Origin of the sequence: Acrocarpospora macrocephala, assembly GCF_009687865.1 — a bacterium.
Lineage (GTDB): Bacteria > Actinomycetota > Actinomycetes > Streptosporangiales > Streptosporangiaceae > Acrocarpospora > Acrocarpospora macrocephala.
Map to the genome: position 1 here is coordinate 1 of NZ_BLAE01000138.1, position 5,968 is coordinate 5,968.

The window sequence follows — 5,968 nt, forward strand, 5'->3', positions numbered from 1 at the left end:
GTGGGTGGGTGGGAGAACCCCGCAACAACGCGCGTTGTCTTGAGTTCTCGCCTTGTTTCCGTGGTCGTTTGTGTGCCCATCCGGGCCGTCCGAGGGTGGTTCTGTTTGGCGGGCTCGGAAGTAGATCAAGGCGTTGCCGGTGTCGAGGCGGAGGATTCCGGCGAGCATGAGGGCCAGGGCGGTGGCTGTGAAGAATTTGCCGGCGGTTTCTGGGGGCAGGGATCTGGTGACGATCAAGACGAGGAGGAACTGGGCGGCGGCGTTGGTGGTTGCTCCGGTTAGGCCGGCCAGGGCTCCTGGGGGGAGTTTTTTCATGGACTAGCGGCGCCAGGAGGGGGTGGTGCCGAGCCAGGGCTGGAGGAGGACGTCCCAGGGGAGGAAATCTTCGGATAGGCGGCGGCGCAGGGGGGCTGGCATTTCGGTTCGGGGGCGGGCGTTGTGCTGGTCGAAGACGGGGTCGGTCAGGCGGGGGAGGCCCAGGAATTCGAGGACGCGGTCGTATGTCGGTTCGGGGTCGGTGAAGAATGTGCCGCTGTCGAGGACCAGGACGCGTTCGCGGCCGACCAGGAGGTCCAGGCGGGCGAGTTGTTCCGCGTAGCGGCCGCGCGACACGTAGGCCTGATGCCGATGGGCGTGGCTGACGTATGAAGGGTCTTCTTTGAGGCGTTCGGTGGCGCCGGCGAGGCGTTCCTCCTCCAGGGCGAGGGCGCGCTCGAATGAGGTCTCCGTCTCGAAACCCCGGGCCAGTTCGTGCGAGAACGCGGAGTACGCCCGCTCGACGGGATCGCGGACGAGCACGATCAGTTTCACCCCGGGGAGATCCCACGAGATCCGGGATACCGCCAGCGGATGAAACAGGTAATAGGGCGACGATTCAAACGCCTGCGGGCGATGGCCGTACCGATATTCGAGCCGAGCCGCCGTGGCGCGCAACGGGAAATGCGCCCGGTACCAGGACAGTCCTCGGTGGTAGGACATGTCGAAGAAGTGCACGCCCTTGCGGAGGACGGGTTTCAGCATCAGGGGATGCTGGGCGAGGGCGCGGTAGAGCGAGGTCGTGCCGCAGCGCTGGGCGCCGACGATCAGGAAGGACGGCAGCAGGCGTCCGCTGCCGGTCAACCGGCCCGCGGTGATCGAGACCGCGTGCGCGGTGGTCTTGAGCGCGTTCACGGCAACACCTCCAGGTGATCGAGAACGGGATTGAGCCAGTCGGAGGAAGGGCCTAGCGGTTCGTACCCATCTCGGCGATGTCGATCGGCCAATGCGATCAGATAATGCGCGGCGGTCAGCCGGGACTCCGCGAACGAAAGCCCGAAAGGTTCGAGAATGCGTCCCGCCCTGGCGACGCACGTCTGAGCGGCCGAACCAGGACGCATCCGCCGCAACATGCCCTGGAAGAAGTGGTGTAACGCGTCGAACCCGAGCGGCACTCCGGCCCCGAACCGCTCCCAGTCCCACACCAGCAGCCGCCCATCCGCGTCCGCTGCCACGTTCCACGGCGAGAAATCCCCATGCCAGGCCCCGGCAGGATCCAGCCCCGCGATCTCCGCGACGGCCGCCGCCAGCAACTCGGGCCGGACCCTCCTCCGCTGCCCACCCAACGGCAGCAACGAAGGCGCCGAACGACCGGTAACCGGCAACGGCGTCAGCACGAGCACGTCCAGCTCCCGCCACGACCCGAAATGCAGCACCCCCGGCGGCACCACCACTTTCAACGGCCGCTCGGCCAGCATGCGCAGCGTCTCCACCTCATGCCGCACCAACTCGCGCGCCCCAGCGGTATCACCGATCTTGACAAACCCCACCAAACCCCCCACCCCGTACGCCTCCAGGATCGGCTTACGGTTAACCCGGCGAGCAGGCCGTACATGCAGCTCGGTGTGCACCCGCTGCCCGAGCACCTCACTCAGATGCGTCTCGATCGTGTCGGGCCCGTCGCCGACGAGCACCCGCCCCCCGACATGCCAGCGGGCGCGCGGCACCAGCCGCCGGGGCACCAGCCGATGCGGCAGCAGGGTACGGACCGAGGTTCGAGCGGACGGCGGAAACAGCAAGGGGATCACCTCGTCGAGATAGCGCAGGCGCAGGTCGGCGTCGCTCATCCGGCGTTCCGCCAGAGCAGCGCGAACGAGATCAGATACAGGCTCAGCGCGGTGACCATGCCGTCGTAGATGAACATGTAGAACAGCGCCAGCATCATCACCAGCACCCCCGCCTGCCCGATGGGGGTGCGATCAGTCCAATACCGGCGTACGGCTCCCGCGAAGAACCCGGCATACAGGGCCGCGCCGGTGAAGCCCTGGGTGATCAGGAGCAGCCAGAGCTGGCCGTCGCTGCCCAGGGGCGGGTGGCCGCAGGTGTCGCACCAGTCGCTCTTGCCGGTGGTGATCGAGCGGTGGTTGCCGAACGCGTTGCGGGTGTTGCCGTAGCCGATGATCGGGGAGGTCGCGGCGGTCTGGACGGTGGTGGAGATCGTGAAGGCGCGGATGTCGTTGCTGTGCGGGCTGTCGAGGCGCTGGGCGACCATCGAGGAGAGGGGGGAGAGCAGGAAGGCGGTGGCCGCGGCGGCGACAGCCGTACCCAGGGCGAGGGGGCGGCGGGAGCGGACGGCCAGGTAGGCGAGGGAGAAGCCGAGGCCGATCCAGAGGCCGCGGTTGAGGGAGTAGACGATGGGGATCGCGGCGAGGGCGAGCACCATGGCGGTGAGGATCTTGCGGAGCGGGCCGCCGTAGCCCCACCAGCCGACCAGGAACCAGATGATCAGCACGGAGGCGTTGCTGCCCCAGGCGTTGGCCCACTCGAACGGGGCTTCCGGGCGGGGGGAGGCGTGGCCGAGGACGTGCTGGATCTGGGCGGCTGTGGGGTGGATCAGGTTGGTGACGAAGGAGTTGCCGGAGATCCAGCGGGGGAGCACGAATTCGACCGGGGAGGTGAACGCGAAGTGCGGCGCCAGCACGCCGAGCAGGCCGCCCGCGACGGTGGTGAGGAACAGGGCGCCGAGCATGCGGACGAGGGTGAGCTGCGGGAGCTCCTCGTGGGTGAGATTGCCCAGGTAGAGCACGATGACCAGGAGCGACAGGTAGACGACGAGTCGCATCACGTAGCCGATCACGCGCCCGGTCGTGAGGTCGCCATAGGTGCCGTCGGGGGTTTCCGCGAGCATGAGGGCGCTGATCACGTACCCCGCGATCAGCAACACCCACAGGCCAAAACCTTTGGGCACCTTGATCGGGCGCCGCCGGGACAGAATGACCAGCATCGGTATGGCCACCACGACAACCGAGAGCCCGCCAAAGCCAAGCGCCCACCAGACGGGATACCCAACCAGCAGCGCCCAGATCGGCCAGACCGCCCGCAACCTCACGGGATCCACCCGGTCTAGCGGATGCGCGGGATCCATCGGAATCACCTGATCCACAGGGTGCGTCGAATCCACCCGATGTGAGGGATATGCGAGTCGCGTGGGATCCACCACGCGATGCGCAGAATGCACGAAATGTGCCGAATCTGTCGGGCTCACATGATCCACCGGGCGCGTGGGGCCAAGCGGATTCGCGGGATTTGGGTACATCGGACTCACCGGGCGCGTTCCGTTGTGATGACTACGGGGGGCACGGAGAGGGCGCCGAGGACGGTTGTGCCTCGGGTGGTCAGGTTGCGGGTGGCTCGGTTGACCTCTTGGGCTCGGGCCTTTCGCAGGCCGACCAGCAGGATCGCGGTTGATGCGCGGCCGCTGGTGATGAGGTTCAGGGCGGGAAGTTCGTCGACGATCGCCGCGGTTGCCTCGGTGCCGATGGATTCCAGCAGAATCGGGCCTTCGGGGAGCAGCACGGAGAGCGTGTCGGTCAGGGTGGATACGTCCTTAGCTGGGACTTCTGCCAGCAGGGGCAGTGTGGTCAGGCGTTCGATGTCGGCGGGGACGCGGAGGCGGGTGTCCAGGCGGTCGCGGGTGAATGCCGACAGTGCGCCCGTCAGGATGCCGAGGAACAGGCCGCTGCCCAGGTACAGCGGTGGGTTGGGGGAACTGGGCCGCAGCGGGGGCCGGGCCTGGCTGATCACGCTGCCGGGGGTGATCGCGGTAGTTCTGAGGGTGTCGTATTTCAGGGTCAGGCTGTAGGACTGGCGGCTGAGCACGGCCTGCTGGTGCGCGGTGATCGCCCGTTCGGCCGAGCCACGGGTGAGCGGCGCCAGCGCGGCCGCCACCTTGCCCAGCGACTCGTTCACCTGGCGCAGTTTGACCAGCAAGATCTTCATCTGGGCGAGCAGCGTCTGTTTGGCCGCGTCTGCCCGGTGCTGCAGGTACGCGTCGGCGAACGCCTGAGCCCCCGCTGCCGCTACCAACGAATCGGGCGCAACAAACGAAATCCTAAGAATTCCGGAATTCGGTGGAACGTCCACCCGAACCCGATTCCGCAACGCTTCCGGATCTGTATTTTTCAGGATTTCGGCCGCCTTTGCGGCAACCACGGATGATTGGGCGATCTGCGCTTCGGTATCCAAATTGAGTGGTTCGCGCTGGCGTTGGGTGACCTGATTGACCTGTTCCGGCACTCCGGTCGGCATTACCTGGACCTCCGCCGTCGCCGTGTACGCCCGAGGCGTGCCCGCCAGCGCGCCGACCCCGCCCGCCAGGCCCGCCAGCAGGCAGACCACCACCAACCACCGGCGCCTGCGCAGCACGGAACCGAACTCAGCGAGATCCCGGCTGTGCGGGGGCAAGCTCATGGGAACCTCGTCATGGCGCGGGAACAGCGAAACAGACTACGAACTATAGGCTCCCTTGAGCTTTACCCGATCCAATTTTGAAGTTTTTCCACAGGCAAATCACGGGACAATAACGGACGTTCCATGGACATGTCCGCCATGGGATATGAGAAAGCGTGCCACCCGCGCCCGGCTCCGATGGAATGGTGAACCCCATGTTCATCGTCAATCGGGGGATCATCGCGCTGGCCCTGGTCGCCGGGTGCGCTCCCGCCTCCGGCACCGGCACGAGCACCCGCCCGGACGGCCTGCTCAGCCACGAGACCACCTGCGTGGTCACCGACAAGCTCATCCCGACCTGTGGCGCGTGGTGGGGCATCGCGCCGGACGTCTTCACCGGCACCCGCCCGGCGCAGGCGGTCGAACACGCGGAACAGCGCATGGGCCGCCCGGCGGACATCGTGCACGTCTACCACCGGGGCGAGGAGCTGTTCCCCACCGCCGAGGAGCGTGCGCTGGCGGCGGGCCGGCGACTGCTGCTGATCAACTGGAAGCCGTCCCGCACGCGTACGTGGGCTCAGATCGCACGCGGCGCGGTGGATTCGCGCATCGATGCTCTGGCGGAGCACATCACCCGGACGTTTCCTGGGCGGTTCTTCCTGACGATCCACCACGAACCGGAGAACGACGTCAACTCCCGGCGTGGCATGTCCGCCCAGGACTACGCGGCCATGTATCGACATGTCGTGAGTCGTCTGCGGGATCGGGGGGTACGGAATGCGGTGACCGTCATGACGTACATGGGCGCGCCCAACTGGGCGACCAAGCCGTGGTTCGACCGGCTCTATCCCGGTGACGACGTGGTCGACTGGATCGGGCTGGATCCGTACGCGGATGGCCGGGTCAGTGACTTCGCCACGCTGGTCGACAAGACCCGCCCCGACCATCCGAGCTGGCCGGGCTTCTACCGCTGGACGCAGTCACGCTTCCCAGGCAAGCCGATCATGGTGTCCGAGTGGGGAGCGTTCGAGCGGAAGTACGCTCCCCGCTTCAAGTCCGACTTCTACGCCTCGGTGCGCCTGCAAATCCGGAATTATCCGCAGATCAAAGCCCTCGTCTACTTCGACTCCCCACTCGCGCCCCGCGGTGACACCCGATTCGACACGACCCCAGAGGCGGCAGCGTCCTTCGCCCGACTCGGCCGCGAACGCCATTTCACCGCGACGAAGGTTCCCGATCAGTGACGTGGTTCTCCCACCCACCC

General features: G+C 66.8%; 5 protein-coding genes and 1 pseudogene. 1 reads left to right on the forward strand and 5 read right to left on the reverse strand.

Going from position 1 to position 5,968, the window contains the following annotated elements; all coding sequences use genetic code 11:
* The 5 genes and pseudogenes from Amac_RS55775 to Amac_RS53155 all read right to left on the reverse strand — a co-directional run.
* Positions 1-315, reverse strand: a pseudogene (locus tag Amac_RS55775) (hypothetical protein); the annotation flags it as partial.
* A gap of 3 nt (positions 316-318) precedes the next feature.
* Entirely contained in the window at positions 319-1,170 is an 852-nt protein-coding gene (locus tag Amac_RS53140; protein ID WP_155362037.1) for a sulfotransferase family protein, read from the reverse strand.
* Positions 1,167-2,102: a phosphotransferase gene (locus tag Amac_RS53145; protein ID WP_155362038.1), complete on the reverse strand. Its 936-nt coding sequence runs from the start codon at positions 2,100-2,102 to the stop codon at positions 1,167-1,169. The genes Amac_RS53140 and Amac_RS53145 overlap by 4 nt, the downstream gene beginning before the upstream one ends.
* Positions 2,099-3,373, reverse strand: a complete 1,275-nt coding sequence (locus tag Amac_RS53150) for a hypothetical protein (protein ID WP_246269270.1) — start codon at positions 3,371-3,373, stop codon at positions 2,099-2,101. Before Amac_RS53150 ends, Amac_RS53145 begins: the two co-directional genes overlap by 4 nt.
* A 203-nt stretch (positions 3,374-3,576) precedes the next feature.
* Positions 3,577-4,725, reverse strand: coding sequence for a YveK family protein (locus Amac_RS53155; protein ID WP_155362040.1), 1,149 nt, complete (start codon positions 4,723-4,725; stop codon positions 3,577-3,579).
* A gap of 194 nt (positions 4,726-4,919) precedes the next feature.
* On the opposite strand from Amac_RS53155, the gene Amac_RS53160 reads away from it, so the two are divergent.
* Complete coding sequence (locus tag Amac_RS53160) at positions 4,920-5,948, forward strand: glycoside hydrolase family 26 protein (protein WP_246269272.1); 1,029 nt, start codon at positions 4,920-4,922, stop codon at positions 5,946-5,948.
* Positions 5,949-5,968 lie beyond the last annotated feature (20 nt).